Origin of the sequence: Geomobilimonas luticola (assembly GCF_018476905.1) — a bacterium.
Classification (GTDB): domain Bacteria; phylum Desulfobacterota; class Desulfuromonadia; order Geobacterales; family Geobacteraceae; genus Geomobilimonas; species Geomobilimonas luticola.
The window spans coordinates 227,223-240,806 of sequence record NZ_JAHCVK010000003.1 but is presented as its reverse complement, the minus strand read 5'-3'; the positions used below and the strand labels follow the sequence as shown (position 1 = coordinate 240,806).

The following is a 13,584-nucleotide window of genomic DNA, read 5'->3' as shown; positions in this document are numbered from 1 at the left end:
GTCCCCCTTCCTTGCCCATCCCCACGCTTCAAGAGCTTCTGGTGAAAACAAAAAGCCCCTCTCCTCCTGCCGATGGGTCAGGGAGAGAGGGGCTTCATCGTTAACGGGATGTGGCGCCTACGGGCAGCCGCAGCCGGTGGAAAGGGCGAGCTCGTACCCCTTGCGGATGAGCCGCGCCACATCCTTGGCGTGGTAGGTGAGGATGATGTCGGCACCGGCCCGCTTGAAGCCGGTCATGGTCTCCATCACCACCCGCTCCTCGTCGATCCACCCCATGCTGGCGGCGGCCTTGATCATGCTGTACTCGCCGGAGACGTTGTAGACCGCCACGGGGAGGTCGAACTCGTTCCGGAGATCGCGGACGATGTCCAGGTAGGGGAGTCCCGGCTTGACCATGATGATGTCCGCCCCTTCTTCGATGTCCATCTGGGCCTCCCGCGTCGCCTCGCGGCGGTTGGCCGGATCCATCTGGTAGGAGCGGCGGTCACCGAATGCGGGGGTGGACTCTGCCGCCTCGCGGAACGGGCCGTAGTAGCCGGAGGCGTACTTGACGGCGTAGCTCATGATCGGCAGGTTGCCGAAGCCGTTCTCGTCAAGGATTTCCCGGATCGCCATGACCCGGCCGTCCATCATGTCCGACGGGGCGACCATGTCGGCACCGGCCCGGGCGTGGGACAGGGCTTCTTTCGCCAGCAACTCCAGGGTTGCGTCGTTTTCCACGTCGCCGTCCTTGATGATGCCGCAGTGGCCATGGTCGGTGTACTCGCACATGCAGACGTCGGTGATGACCGCCAGACCCGGCACCTCTTTCTTCAGAGCCCGGATGGTCTCCTGGATGATGCCGTGCTCGGCGTAGGCGTCGCTTCCGACCGCATCCTTCGTTTCGGGTATGCCGAACAGGATGACCGCCGGAATCCCCAGTTCCTTCACCTCCTGGGCCTCGGCGACGATGTGCTCGATGGACTGCTGGTAGATGCCGGGCATGGAGGAGATCTCTTTCCTGATTCCCTTGCCGAAGGCGGAGAACATGGGGTAGATCAGATCGCTGGCGGAGAGGGTGGTCTCACTGACCATCCGGCGGAACACTTCTTTGCCCCTGATGCGGCGGGCACGAAACTGGGGATAGAACATGCCAAATCTCCTTTTTCACTGCGTGTATGCTGTGAATCAAATCCTGGAACGATAATAGCTTACAATTTCCGCGGTCAACGCTGCAAGGGTATATTCGCGAGGCTCGACATGGACCTCCAGTCCGAGTTCGCGGCAGGTGCGGGAGGTGATCGGACCTATGGAGGCTACGGTCAACCCGCCCAGCAGATTCAGGAAGCGGTTTTCCCCGAGGAGGTCGGCCAGATTGGTGGCAGTTGAGGAGGCGGTGAAGGTGACGCAGTCCACCTGCCGTTCCTCCAGCGCCGTGAGCACCGCCTGGGGGACGGCATCCGGCGACAGGTTCCGGTAGGCTACCGGCGCGGTAACTTCGGCTCCCTGCTGCTGCAGGCCGGCAGGGATGACGTCCCGGGCCCGGTCTCCCCTGGGGAAGAGGATCTTCCGGCCCCGGATGTCGAGGTCTGTGAAAGCGGCAACGACCCCTTCTCCCTTGTAGTCGTCCGGCATCAGGTCGGCCCTGATGCCATGGGACCGGAGCAGTTCGGCGGTTTTCGGCCCGACGGTGCAAATCTTACAGGGACCGATGGCCCTGCTGTCGAGCCCCAGGCAGTTCAACCGGTCAAAGAACGCGGCGACGGCGTTGGCGGAACTGAAGACCAGCCAGTGAAAATCCGCCAGACGGGAGATGGCGTCGTCAAGCCCGGCAAAGCTTTCCGGGGGGACGACCCGGATGGTGGGGCATTCCAGCACCCGTGCTCCTTGCGCCTCCAGAAGCCGGGAAAACTCCCCTGCCTGGTCGGCGGCCCTGGTGACCAGCACCGTCCGGCCGAAGAGGGGACGACTGTCGAACCAGCGGAGCTTCTCCCGGAGGGTTACCACGTCTCCCACCACGGTGATGGCCGGAGCTTTGAAGCCGTTTTTGCGGGCCTTCTCGGCGATATCGGCCAGGGTACCGGTGAGGACCTTCTGGTCAGGCCTGGTCCCCCAGCGGATGAGCGCCACCGGCGTTTCCGGTGTCCGCCCCTGGGTTATGAGGCTCGCCGTGATCTGGGGGAGGTTCTTGATCCCCATGTAGAAGACGAGAGTGCCGCTCCCGAGGGAGAGCCGTTCCCAGTCGATGGTGGAAACGTCCTTGTCGTGTCCTTCATGGCCGGTCACGAAGGCGACGGAGGTGGTGAAGTCGCGGTGGGTGAGGGGGATGCCGGCGTAGGCGGCGGCGCCGATACCGGCAGTGACGCCAGGGACGACCTCGAAGGGGATCCGGTGGGCGGCCAACTCCTCGCACTCTTCTCCGCCTCGTCCGAAAACGAAGGGATCCCCTCCCTTCAGACGGGCAACGATCTTTCCCTCCAGCGCCTTCTGGATCAGAAGCTCGTTGATCTGGGACTGTTCACGGTTGTGCGCCCCCCCCACCTTGCCAGCGTAGATCAGCTCGGCATCTTGCCGGGCATGACGAAGCAGTTCCTCGTTGGCCAGGTAGTCATAGAGGATCACGTCGGCCAGGCCGATGCATTCCCGACCCCGGACAGTGATGAGCCCCGGGTCGCCGGGACCGGCGCCGATGAGGTAGACGAAACCGTTTTTGTGTGTAATTTCGGGCATGGTTTAAAGGCAAAAGCGCTTACCGCAGAGGACGCGGAGTCTCACAGGGAAGACAAAACCTGTGTGCAAAAATTTTGATTCCAGAATCCCCAAAGATTTTGATTGTCGGGATTCCCTGCGTTCCTCTGCGGTTAAGGCTTTATTGTTTTGAGGTTAAACCGGGATTTCCTTGTCCCGCGACACTTCCCTCTGGTAGACCTCGGCCAGGATGGCGTGAGCGCCGTCCTTCAGGAGTTGTTCGGCGAGGGTGATACCCAGCTTCTCGCACTGCTCCACCGGACCGCTGATGGTTCCCCGCACCGACTGCTTGCCGTCCACCGAGGCGACAAAACCGGTCAGGAACAGTTCTCCGCCGTTCACCGTGCCGTGGGCAGCGATGGGAACCTGACACCCCCCCTCGCAACGCCAGAGGAGTGCCCGCTCGGCCCGCACCGCATGACTGGTGTCCGGGTGATTGAAGAAGGCGATGGTCGATGTGATCTCCTCGTCGTCGAGCCGGCATTCGATGCCGAGGGCACCCTGGCCGATGGCCGGGATGGAGAGGTCGGTATCCAGGTACTCGGCCACCTTGTCGGTGTAGCCGAGACGCTTGAGCCCCGCGGCGGCGAGGATGACCGCATCGAGCTTGTCCTCTTCCAGCTTCCGGAGGCGGGTTTCCACGTTCCCCCGGATGATGACCATCTCCAGGTCGGGGCGGACTTTGAGGAGTTGTGCCTGGCGCCGCAGCGCCGAGGTGCCGATACGCGCCCCCTTCGGCAGGTCGGCGAACTTCACGCCGCGGGAGATCACGGCGTCGCGCGGGTCTTCCCGCTCCGTTATGCAGTAGAGGCCGAGCCCTTCGGGGAATTCGGTCGGCACGTCCTTCATGCTGTGCACCGCGATGTCGATGTCACCGCGCAGCATCGCCTCCTCGATCTCCTTGACGAACAGTCCCTTGCCGCCGACCTGGGCCAGGGGAACGTCGAGGATCTTGTCCCCCATGGTCTTGATCTTTACCAGTTCCACCGCCATGCCGGGGTAGCGTTTCTCCAGCTCCGACTTCACCCAGTTTGCCTGCCAGAGCGCCAGCTGGCTGGCGCGGGTGCCTATGCGTAACTGCTTCGGTGCCATAACAACTCCTTTGGTGAAGGCACGAGGCACGAGGCACGGGCTCGGGGAAAAACCCAGAGCCCATAGCCCATAGCCCATTGCCCGATGTTATTCTTCCAGTTCTCCCAGCTCTTCCGTTTCCGTTGTCTGTGCCGTCATCTCCAGGTCGAACAGGTTGCGGAGGGCGTCCACGTAGAGGTCGGTGCGTCCTCCCTGTCCGGCCCGCTTGAGGAGGCTGGTCGGCTGGTGGAGGAGTTTGTTGACGATGGCGGCGGTGCACGCCTCCAGTCGTTTCCGTTCTTCCGGCGTCAGGTCCTTCCAGTTGGCCAGGGTCTTTTCCAGTTCCGCCTGGCGCACCTCTTCGAACTTGCCCCGGAGTGCCACGATGGTCGGGGTGGCATCAAGGGTGGAGAGCCATTTGAAGAACTGGCCGATCTCCTGGTCGATGATCCCTTCGGCTTTCTGCGCTTCCCTGTTCCGCTGCTCCAGGTTGGTGGCTACCACTCCCTGGAGGTCGTCCATGTCGTAGAGGTAGACGTTGGAGACCTTGTTGACCCGGGAATCGATGTCCCGCGGCACCGCGATGTCGATGAAGAACATCGGTTTCTGCCGGCGGCGGCGGATAACCTCCTCCACGTCCTTCGGGCCGATGATGTGGTGGGGGGCGCCGGTGGAGGAGAGAACGATGTCCGCCTTGTGGAGGTGGTCGAACAGTTCCTCGAAGTTGACCGCCTTGCCGTCGAACTCTTCGGCCATCTTCACAGCCCGCTCGAAGGTCCGGTTGGTGACCATGACGCCGCGCACGCCGTTGTTGAGGAAGTGCTTGGCGGCCAGTTCGCACATCTCGCCGGCGCCAATGAGCATGACGGTCTTGTCCGAGAGGTCGCCGAATATCTTCTTGGCAAGTTCCACTGCGGCGAAGGAGACCGAAACGGCGGAGGATGCGATTTTCGTTTCGGTGCGGACCCGTTTGGCGACGGAGAATGCCTTGTGGAGGAAACGGTTGAGGATGATGCCGGAACTCTTGTACTCGGCAGCATAGCCGTAGGCGGTCTTGATCTGTCCCAGGATCTGGGGCTCACCCACTACCATGGAGTCGAGGCTGGCGGCGACCCGGAAAACGTGGCGGATGGCCGCTTCACCGTGATGGCTGTAGAGATGCGGTTCCAGGGTTTCCATGGGAATGTGGTGGTAGTCGGCAAGGAAGCGCTTGATGCGGGCCATCCCGCCGGCGATGTCCCGGGTGGTGGCGTAGATCTCAACCCGGTTGCAGGTGGAGACGATGATCCCTTCGGTGATGTCTTCCAGCGCCACCAGCTCCCGGAGCGGCTTGTCCATGTGGGTCGGGGCGAATGCCACCTTTTCCCGTATTTCCACGGTGGCGGTCTTGTGGGACAGCCCCACGACGACGATGTTCATGATGTGGTGCCTCTACTTATAGCTGTGCAGCCCGGGGAGGAGCAGGTTGACCCCGAGGAAGGTGAACAGCATGACGAAAAATCCTATGATGGCCAGGATGGCGGCCCGCCTGCCGCGCCAGCCGGTGGTGAGCCGGCCGTGGAGCAGGGCGGCATAGATGAACCAGGTTATGAGGGACCATGTCTCCTTGGGGTCCCAGCTCCAGTAGGTTCCCCATGCGGTTTCGGCCCAGATGGCGCCGGAGATGATGGCGAAGGTAAGGAGCGGAAAGCCGAAGGTGAGGCAGCGATAGTTGATCTCATCCAGGGTATCGAGGGAGGGGAGCTTCTGGTACAGGGGGCCGAGCCGCTTGTTCTTCAGGAAATGCTCCTGGATCAGGTACATGATGGCGGCACCGAACGCCACGGCAAAGGTGGCATACCCGAAAAAGGCCATGGTGGTGTGAACCGCAAGCCACTTGCTCTTGAGCGCAGGGTTGAGGGGAGCGATGGCGCTCGGGAAGAGGGCCGAAATGAGCAGGATGACCAGCGCCAGGGGGGTGACGAAGGAACCGAGGATGGATACCTTGTATTTGCGTTCGAAGGCGATGAAAATGCCGACGATGGCCAGGCTGAAGAACGACAGGGATTCGTGGAGGTTGGTTATGGGGGTGTGCCCCGCCTCCAGGTAGCGGTCGATGGTGAACATGCAGTGTATGATGAATCCGCCGGAGATGACCCAGTGGGAGATGCGGCCGAGCACCTGGCGGGGTTTGAAGAGGTAGGCGAGGTACGCCAGGGTGGCCAGGAAATAGGCTCCCATGGTAAGTTTGAAGAGCAAGGCGTTCATGAAGTTTCCCTTTCCCTTATCCCGAGCTCTTCCAGGGTGAAGCCGGGCCCGAAGATGTCCGTCAGGATGTGGTCCAGAACGGATGGGGACCAGCTTTTCAGAAGCAGCGGCAGATCGCGGTCGAGCAAGGCATTGAAAAGCTCTTTATTGTATGCGGTGTTCCCCTTTTCCGTCAACAGCTTTTCACGGATTGCACCCAGGAGTTCCAGCGCGGTGCCGTATTCCCCGCCGTACCGCTCTGCCAGTTCGGCCCGGAGCCGGGCCGACAGGGCAGGGCTTTTGCCTCCCGTCGAGATGGTGATGAGCAGATCGCCCCGGCGGACGGTGGCGGGTGTGACGAAGGTTGAGCATTCGGGTGCGTCCACGATGTCGGCCAGTATTCCGCGGGCTGCTGCTTCCTCTGCTACGGCACGGTTGACAGCGGCATCACCGGTAGCCGCAAACACCAGAAAGGCGCCGTCCAGGTCGCCGTAGCGGTAGGGACGGGACTCGTGAACGATCCGGTTCTCCCGGCAAAGTTTCTCCAGTGCCGGGTCGAGGCACGGCGCGACGACGGTTATCCGTGATCCGGTTGCCAGAAGCGATTCGCATTTGCGGGCGGCAACCGCGCCGCCGCCGATGATGACGGTACGTCTCCCGGCGAGGACAAGATTGACCGGATAGTGCTGCATAATTGACTCCCCGATGGCACATGTTGCACGCTTTTCCGAAGCCGTTGACAGTTATAGCACCTCCGGGTGCAGTGGTGTCAACCAATTATCATCCGTTGCGACGGCGGGGGTGAGTAGCCTGTCCCCGCGCTTTAGCCCTTGATTTTTTCCCCCGTATGGTTAATATTGGAACAATCCATATTATGAGATTAAAGGAGAAACAGCGCATGGCCAGCGAAAAGGTAGGTACGTTCGGAGACGATAATTTTGACACTGAAGTGCTCCAGGCCGGGGTGCCGGTTCTGGTCGATTTCTGGGCGACCTGGTGTGCTCCCTGCAAGGCGATTGCGCCTTTGATCGATGCCATTGCCGAAGAATACGACGGGAAGGTGAAGGTCGGTAAGGTGAACGTGGATGACAATCCCGCAACCCCCGGCAAGTATGGAGTGCGCGGCATTCCGACCGTCATCCTGTTCAAGGATGGCAAGGTGGTCGACCAGGTGGTGGGGGCGGTCCCCAAGGCCCAGTTGGAAGCGCTCATCAAGAAATCCCTCTAGGGTAAAGGCTGCAAGCGTGAAATTTGCCAAGCTTTCCAGCAGTCTTGTCCCGGTCCTTGTGACGATGGCCCTCCTTTCACCCGCCATGGCCCACGCCATACTGCAGAAGGGTGACCCGGCCCCTCCCATCAAGGTGACGACGACGTCCGGCCAGCAGGTGACCCTCGCCAACTACCAGGGGAAGGTGCTGGTTATGGATTTCTTTGCAACCTGGTGTGTCCCCTGCAGGGATTCCATTCCCCATCTCGTGGGGCTCACCCGCAAGTTCGGCAAGCAGGGGATGCATGTCCTCGGCATGAGCGTGGACGAGGGGGGGGCCAAGATCGTCAGGGAGTTCGCCGCGAGCAAACAGCTCAACTATCCGGTTGCACTGGCCGACGAAGATCTGCAGACCGAGTATGGACTCCGTTCCGTACCGACCATTTTTGTCATCAGCAAGAAGGGGGTCGTGGCTGAGCGGTTCCAGGGATTCAACGAGGATATCGCCCGGAAGATGGATGCACTGATCGTGAAATTGCTTGCGGAATAGGTCCCGGGATACCGGGACGGGGAGAAGGGAAAGGCGGTGCCGAATCAGGTGCCGCCTTTTTTGTCGGTTGCAAGGTGGTGGTGGATAGTCCGGGCCAGTTCGCCGGTGATGCCCGGAACGCCGGCAAGTTCTTCTGCCGTCGCCGCGGTGATCCGCTTCAGGCTGCCGAAGTGCCTGAGGAGCGACTTTTTGCGGACGGTGCCGACGCCAGGTATTTCGTCGAGTTTTGACGTCAGGGATGCCTTGCTGCGGAGTGTCTTGTGGTACGTGATGGCGAAACGGTGGGCCTCGTCCCGGATCCGGGCCAGAAGCAGGAGGGGGGAGGAGTTCTGGCGAAGCACGACGGGGTTCTTCCTCCCCGGGAGAAAGACCCGCTCGTCGCTCCTGCGTATCTCGGTGGCCGCCATCTCCCGGTCTACCCTGCTTTTAGCCAGCGATGCGGCGGCCACGTCATCCACCCCGAGGTCACGAAGGACGGCGGTCAGTACGTTGAGCTGGCCGGGGCCGCCGTCGATGATGATGAGATCGGGGCGTTCCGCATCTTCCTGCTGGTGTCCGAATCGGCGGGAAAGAACTTCATGGAGCATGGCGAAGTCATTGGCACCGGAAACGGTTCTGATGCGGTAGCGACGGTAGTTGGCCTTGTCCGGCCTGCCGTCGGCAAAGGCGACACCGCTCCCCACAGCTTCTCCCCCCTGGAGGTTGGATATGTCGTAGCATTCAATCCGCCGGGGCGGGCGGGGGAGATGGAGGCGTTCCTGCAATTCAGCGAGAATTGTGCGGGAATCGGCGGCGCGCTGCTCTTTTTCCCGGGCGGAGGTTGCCGCGTTCTTCTCTGCGAGTCTCACCAGTTCCAGTTTGGTGCCGCGAAGAGGATGGGCGACCGCCACCCGTTTCCCCCGCTTCACTCCCAGGAATTCTGCAAATGCATCGCTTTCCGGCAGGGGGAGGGGGACGAGCAGTTCATCGGGGATCATCACCTCGCCGCTGTAGTACTCGCGAAGGAAGGAGGCGATTCCTTCGGCGTCGTCCAGTTCCCAGGCAAGTGAGTAGCTCCTGCTGCCGATAAGGCTGCCGCCGCGGATGAAGAGGAGGGAGAGTTCCATCCTGTTGCCGTCGCGGTGAAAACCGGTGACGTCCGTATCACCGGCGTGACTCACCATCTTCTGTTTTTCAACCGTCGTCCGAATAGCCTGGAGCAGGTCACGATACCGGGCTGCCGTTTCGTACTCCTCCTTGCCGGCCGCTGTCTCCATTCTCTGTCGGAACAGTCGGACCAGTTCGTTGCTTCTCCCCGACAGAAAGAGCGTGGCACCGTCCACGAGCGCTGCGTAATCCTGGGGGGAGATGAGTCCGTGACAGGGGGCCGAACATTGCCTGAGCTGGTGAAAGAGACAGGGGCGCCGGCGCCGTCGGCACGTCTCCAGCGGGTAGTGGCGCAGGGGGAATATCTTGTAGAGCTGCTTCAGCACTTCGCGGGCAGCGGCGGCCGATGCATAGGGTCCGAAGTAGCGGGCGCCGTCACGGGGGACTTTGCGCACGATGCCGAGGCGAGGGAATTCCTCGGTCGGGTCGAGACGGAGAGAGAAGTAGGTCTTGTCGTCCCGCAGGTTGAAGTTGTAGCGGGGGCGATACCGCTTGATAAGGGTGTTTTCAAGGATAAGCGCTTCATTCTCGGTGTCGGTGACGATTACCTGGATGTCCGCTACCCTCTCCATGAGAAAACGTATGTGGTACCGGGCATCGCGGGCGGCGGTGAAGTAAGAGCGAACCCTTTTTTTCAGTTCCCGGGCCTTGCCGACGTAGAGGACCTGGCCGTCCTTTCCCTTCATCAGGTAGACGCCCGGTGCGGATGGCAGATTGTCGATTCTGGTGCTGTCCAGCATCTGCCAAGTATAGCGGCATTACCTTCTCCTGCAAAGGGTTTTCCTGGTCGTGGCGGGCACTGGCAAGCTTTTGCCGGCTGACAATGAATTTTTCAGGTGATTTTACGTGGGGTTAGGAGGTGCTCAAGCCCGCATTCACCGTTGACAAGGCCTGTTTATGATGGTATGTATCCATAACAATTTTCTACCCACACGTCCAGTACCGGATTGGAAAGGTTAACCCCGTGGATTTCTTAAATATTTTCCGCGCTGCAGTCTGCAGATGCCTCGTGGGGGTTATGCTCGTAACCTCACTGTTCGCCAATCCCGTCCTCGCCCTCGATTCAGAAGATTCCCAGATTTTCATCACCGGCTTCAACGCCTACCAGAAAAGGGATTACCAGGGAGCCATCGACAAGATGTCCCTCGTGCTCCAGAAATACCCCGACACGCCGCTGCGCGACATGGCCATCTTCTGGCTGGCGCGGGCCAATTACAAGGCAGGCAACGAGAAGGATGCCGCCCGGTACATGGCCCAGTTCCTGCGCGAATATCCCGACAGCCCCCTCAAGGGGACCGTGGAGGACAGTCTGCTGCAGAGTGCAGCCCGCTACGAGAAGGGGGAACCGATCCTTGCGGCGGGACAGGATAACGCCGCGGCCGAAAAGCTGGCGGCCGCGAAGGCTGAGGCTGACCGCCAGGCGGCGAGGAAGGCGGAACTGGAGCGGCTGGCAGCACAGAAAGCCGAGGCAGATCGAGTGGCTGCCGAACAGGCAGCGGCATCACAGGCTGCCGCGGCGAAGCTCGCTGCAGACCAGGCGGCAGCGAAGGCCGCCCAGGAGAAGCTTGCTGCGGACCGTTTGGCTGCAGAGCAAGCTGCCGCTGCGCAGGCGGCAGCCCAGAAGCTGGCGGCTGAGAAAGCCGAGTCCGATCGTCTAGCCGCCCAGAAGGCTGCGGCAGCGAAACTTGCAGCCGAACAAGCAGCTGCCAGGGCTGCCCAGGAGAAGGCTGCTGCGGAAAAACTTGCTGCAGAGCAGGCCGCGGCCCAGAAACTTGCGGCTGAGAAAGCTGAATCCGAGCGGTTGGCAATGCAGAAAGCTGAAGCGGACCGGCTGGCGGCTGAAAATGCGGCTGCGGCGAAACTTGCGGCTGAACAGGCCGCTGCGAAGGCAGCCCAGGAACGGGCAGCAGCTGATAGATTGGCTGCAGAGCAGGCAGCAGCCCAGAAACTTGCGGCGGAAAAGGCCGAGGCAGAGCGCCAGGCGGCGAGGAAGGCGGAACTGGAGCGGCTGGCGGCACAGAAAGCGGAGGCAGATCGACTGGCTGCAGACCAGGCAGCAGCGAAGGCTGCCCAGGAGAAGCTTGCTGCGGACCGGTTGGCTGCAGAGCAAGCTGCCGCTGCGCAGGCGGCAGCCCAGAAGCTGGCGGCTGAGAAAGCCGAGTCCGAGCGTCTAGCCGCCCAGAAGGCTGCGGCAGCGAAACTTGCAGCCGAACAAGCAGCTGCCAGGGCTGCCCAGGAGAAGGCCGCTGCAGAAAAGGTTGCTCTGGCGGCGCCCGTGGTCACCGCTCCGGCCGTTGCGCCCGCTCCCCATTCCGACGCGATGCGCGAGAAAGCGATTGCCGAGTACAAGAACGTGATCGATCGCTACCCCGGCACAACAGCAGCTGTTTCGGCTGCAGCCAAGCTGAAAACCTTCGGGATCGTCTACCCGCAGGAAGCTGCCATCGCGGCGGCGCCTGCGGTCCGGCCGGGAGAGAAGGCCCAGATACTCACCCTCGAAGTAGACCAGTCTTCCGCCATGACATTCAACCTTCTCCCCATGGAGCAGAGTTCCGTGGTGGGGAAACGTGTCGTCATTCCGTTCGAAGTGTCAAACAGGGGTAACGGGATGGACAACTTTGCGTTCGAATCGGGATTCCCCGCCGAATTCAAGGCCCAGTTTACTTCTGCCGCCGACATGAACGTCCCCCTTGGCAGCACTCCCCAACTGGCGCCGGGGGAAAGCTTCCGGGGCGCTGTGGGGATCACCATTCCTTCGGGAGCCATCGACGGGCAGAAGATCAACTATCCGCTCCGCCTCAGTTCCCAGGCCACGCCGGAGGTATCCCAGACGCGCCAGGTCTCACTGGTTGCTTCAGCACCGCTTCTGCGGGCGGTCATCAAGGGGGACAAGGGCCTCATCCTGCCTGGAGAAAAGGTCGTCTACCGGATCGCCCTCCTCAATATCGGCACCTCTGCGGCACCCAGTGTGACCATGCGGCTCAATTATCCCCCCCAGTATGAGCCGGTAGATTTCGCCGCCGCGGGGTTCCGCAAGGATGTCAACGGTGTGCTGGAGCACGACCCGCTTCGCATCAATTCCGGTGAAAGCAAGGAATTCAACGTTGTCTTCAAGCTGAAAGAGGAAGCCATAGCCCGGCAGGAGCTGTTCCTCCGGTGTGACACCGTCAACAACGAACTCGACACCCGGGATTCGTTCATTTCCACGGCGTCCCTTGTCCAGGGGGTAAGTGGTGTCGCCGTGCGGACCACCGCGGGCAAAGTGGCGGTCATACCGGGGCAGACGGTTGCCATCCCTCTGGTGGTTACCAATACGGGGAATCTTACGGAAAATATCGCAGTCAGACTCGACCTGCCTGCGAACCTGCGGGGGACCCTCTTCCACGATCTGAACCGGGATGGTATCCGGCAGGTCAACGAGCCTGCCATCACCCGTACTCCCGCTCTTTCTCCCAAGGAAGAAGCATACCTGCTGCTGGAAGTGGCGACACCGTCGACCATGAGCGACGGTTCCGAGGCGCGCCTCGGCCTGGTCCTCGTGCCGGAGAGCGAACAGAGCAAACAGGCGGTGCTGAACGCCCTCGTCGTATTTACCCGGCCGGTGGTGGAGATGGTCATGTCGGGCAAGGGGGGCAAGCTGAAACCGGGAGACGTATCCTCCTTCGAGCTGACCGGAATCAACCGGGGGTCCCTCCTGGCCAGGGTAGTGGAGATGCGGAGCACCATGCCGGCGAACCTGGAACTGGTTACGTCGGAGCCCCCCGTTTCGGGTGGACAGGATGGGAATTACCTCTGGAGATTCGCCGAACTGGGTGCGGGGGAAAAGAAGGTGGTAAAGGTAACGTTCAAGGTTAAGCAGGGAATCGCAGTCGGCACCAGCATCCAGGTGAAGAATATCATAACCTATGAAGATCCTCTGGGGAACGGATACTGATGGAAACCAAACGGATAGTGTTCATGCTGATGCTGCTGGTGGCAGGAGCGCCGGCACTGGCCATTGCGGGGGACGAGTACAATCTCTATACTCCCCACAAGGTTGCGTCGGGGCAAGCCCCCTCTTCGCCGGAGGAAGGGGTTCTTACCAGGACCATCACCATCAGGCGCGGCGATACCCTCTGGGGGCTCTCCCGGAAATATACCGGTGCGGGCTCCTATTATCCCCAGATTCTTCCCTTCAACGTGATTGAAAACCCCGACCTCATTTATGCCGGGGCGAGCCTGCAGGTTCCCGTGGCACGGGGAACGTCCGCCGAGGCGTCTGTCAAACCGGTCAAGGCAGTACAACCGCCGAAGGGAACGAAAGCGACGAAGGCCCGGCATACGGCTACTGCTCGAAAGGAGAAGCAGCACGAGGGGGGCGAGAAGGCAGCCGCAGCCGTCCACACTCCTGCTATCGTTGCACCGGCTGTTCCAGCCGCCAGAACGGTTTCCCCTGCCGCAGCATCCGAAAGCGGGAGCCAGAGGGACTATCAGCGTGCCGTCACCATTTACAAGAAAGGGGAGTACCGGGAGGCCCTCGACGCCTTTGACGCGTTTCTGGCCCGTCACCCCGATTCTCCCCTCGCTCCCGACGCGACCCTTTACCGGGCGGACTGCTACATGAAGCTCTCCGAACGCTGACGACCGCCGCTCTTTCAGCGGCGGTCACGGCGGTTTC

Annotated in this window: 11 protein-coding genes; 4 read left to right on the top strand and 7 right to left on the bottom strand. The window is 61.4% G+C overall.

Annotation, left to right across the window (positions count from 1 at the left end; all coding sequences use genetic code 11):
- Nucleotides 1-117: 117 nt before the first annotated feature.
- From hemB to KI810_RS10105, 6 genes are all read right to left on the bottom strand, one after another.
- Nucleotides 118-1,131: a porphobilinogen synthase gene (hemB, locus tag KI810_RS10130; protein ID WP_214175414.1), complete on the bottom strand. Its 1,014-nt coding sequence runs from the start codon at nucleotides 1,129-1,131 to the stop codon at nucleotides 118-120.
- A 36-nt stretch (nucleotides 1,132-1,167) separates the two neighbouring features.
- Nucleotides 1,168-2,709, bottom strand: coding sequence for a uroporphyrinogen-III C-methyltransferase (gene cobA / locus KI810_RS10125; protein WP_214175413.1), 1,542 nt, complete (start codon nucleotides 2,707-2,709; stop codon nucleotides 1,168-1,170).
- 153 nt (nucleotides 2,710-2,862) lie between these two features.
- The gene (gene hemC, locus KI810_RS10120; protein WP_214175412.1) at nucleotides 2,863-3,819 is read right to left on the bottom strand and encodes a hydroxymethylbilane synthase; all 957 of its coding nucleotides are present in this window, start codon (nucleotides 3,817-3,819) and stop codon (nucleotides 2,863-2,865) included.
- A gap of 87 nt (nucleotides 3,820-3,906) precedes the next feature.
- Nucleotides 3,907-5,217, bottom strand: coding sequence for a glutamyl-tRNA reductase (gene hemA / locus KI810_RS10115; RefSeq protein WP_214175411.1), 1,311 nt, complete (start codon nucleotides 5,215-5,217; stop codon nucleotides 3,907-3,909).
- Nucleotides 5,218-5,229: 12 nt separating this feature from the next.
- On the bottom strand, nucleotides 5,230-6,045 hold the full coding sequence (gene ccsB / locus KI810_RS10110; protein ID WP_214175410.1) for a c-type cytochrome biogenesis protein CcsB: 816 nt from the start codon (nucleotides 6,043-6,045) through the stop codon (nucleotides 5,230-5,232).
- Nucleotides 6,042-6,716, bottom strand: coding sequence for a precorrin-2 dehydrogenase/sirohydrochlorin ferrochelatase family protein (locus KI810_RS10105; RefSeq protein ID WP_214175409.1), 675 nt, complete (start codon nucleotides 6,714-6,716; stop codon nucleotides 6,042-6,044). The genes ccsB and KI810_RS10105 overlap by 4 nt, the downstream gene beginning before the upstream one ends.
- A gap of 206 nt (nucleotides 6,717-6,922) precedes the next feature.
- On the opposite strand from KI810_RS10105, the gene trxA reads away from it, so the two are divergent.
- On the top strand, nucleotides 6,923-7,252 hold the full coding sequence (trxA, locus tag KI810_RS10100) for a thioredoxin (protein ID WP_214175408.1): 330 nt from the start codon (nucleotides 6,923-6,925) through the stop codon (nucleotides 7,250-7,252).
- Nucleotides 7,253-7,268: 16 nt separating this feature from the next.
- Entirely contained in the window at nucleotides 7,269-7,781 is a 513-nt protein-coding gene (locus KI810_RS10095; protein WP_343213488.1) for a TlpA family protein disulfide reductase, read from the top strand.
- A gap of 44 nt (nucleotides 7,782-7,825) precedes the next feature.
- Here KI810_RS10095 and uvrC read toward each other — a convergent pair whose 3' ends face one another.
- Nucleotides 7,826-9,667: an excinuclease ABC subunit UvrC gene (gene uvrC / locus KI810_RS10090; RefSeq protein ID WP_214175407.1), complete on the bottom strand. Its 1,842-nt coding sequence runs from the start codon at nucleotides 9,665-9,667 to the stop codon at nucleotides 7,826-7,828.
- 278 nt (nucleotides 9,668-9,945) lie between these two features.
- On the opposite strand from uvrC, the gene KI810_RS10085 reads away from it, so the two are divergent.
- Nucleotides 9,946-12,861: a hypothetical protein gene (locus KI810_RS10085; RefSeq protein WP_246525451.1), complete on the top strand. Its 2,916-nt coding sequence runs from the start codon at nucleotides 9,946-9,948 to the stop codon at nucleotides 12,859-12,861.
- Nucleotides 12,861-13,547 carry a LysM peptidoglycan-binding domain-containing protein gene (locus KI810_RS10080; protein WP_214175405.1) on the top strand — a complete coding sequence of 229 codons (687 nt, stop codon included), beginning with the start codon at nucleotides 12,861-12,863 and terminating at the stop codon, nucleotides 13,545-13,547. Before KI810_RS10085 ends, KI810_RS10080 begins: the two co-directional genes overlap by 1 nt.
- Nucleotides 13,548-13,584: the final 37 nt, after the last annotated feature.

Coding starts and splice junctions, on each gene's coding strand:
- KI810_RS10105 (WP_214175409.1), bottom strand. CDS start 6,716: ATGCAGCACTATCCGGTCAATCTTGTCCTCGCCGGGAGACGTACCGTC.
- trxA (WP_214175408.1), top strand. CDS start 6,923: ATGGCCAGCGAAAAGGTAGGTACGTTCGGAGACGATAATTTTGACACT.
- cobA (WP_214175413.1), bottom strand. CDS start 2,709: ATGCCCGAAATTACACACAAAAACGGTTTCGTCTACCTCATCGGCGCC.
- ccsB (WP_214175410.1), bottom strand. CDS start 6,045: ATGAACGCCTTGCTCTTCAAACTTACCATGGGAGCCTATTTCCTGGCC.
- hemA (WP_214175411.1), bottom strand. CDS start 5,217: ATGAACATCGTCGTCGTGGGGCTGTCCCACAAGACCGCCACCGTGGAA.
- KI810_RS10085 (WP_246525451.1), top strand. CDS start 9,946: ATGCTCGTAACCTCACTGTTCGCCAATCCCGTCCTCGCCCTCGATTCA.
- hemC (WP_214175412.1), bottom strand. CDS start 3,819: ATGGCACCGAAGCAGTTACGCATAGGCACCCGCGCCAGCCAGCTGGCG.
- hemB (WP_214175414.1), bottom strand. CDS start 1,131: ATGTTCTATCCCCAGTTTCGTGCCCGCCGCATCAGGGGCAAAGAAGTG.
- KI810_RS10080 (WP_214175405.1), top strand. CDS start 12,861: ATGGAAACCAAACGGATAGTGTTCATGCTGATGCTGCTGGTGGCAGGA.
- uvrC (WP_214175407.1), bottom strand. CDS start 9,667: ATGCTGGACAGCACCAGAATCGACAATCTGCCATCCGCACCGGGCGTC.